We start from the raw sequence: 236 nt of genomic DNA on the forward strand, positions 1-236 counted from the left end.
CTGTTGATGTCGACAGCCTCGGCCGTTTCGACTGCAGCGTTGTGAGGCAGGGGGCTGATCCGGATGCTTTCGGCCACCGTATAACCGGAGCGGGGGTGCGCAACCAGCCAGCCCTGTGATTCCAGTTGCTGATAAGCATGCATGACGGTCATCAGACTCATGCCAGAGTGCGCGGCCTGCTTTCTGAGTGATGGCATTTTTTCACCGGCACGCCAGATACCTGATTCAATTTGATG

At 56.8% G+C, this 236-nt stretch carries 1 protein-coding gene; it reads right to left on the bottom strand.

Annotated elements, in window-relative coordinates:
- A partial coding sequence (locus R0J87_RS24675) for a GntR family transcriptional regulator (protein ID WP_498889671.1) occupies positions 1 to 236 on the bottom strand: 236 nt, incomplete at both ends.

Origin of the sequence: Halomonas sp. SIMBA_159, assembly GCF_046536035.1 — a bacterium.
GTDB classification, from domain to species: Bacteria; Pseudomonadota; Gammaproteobacteria; order Pseudomonadales; family Halomonadaceae; genus Vreelandella; species Vreelandella venusta_A.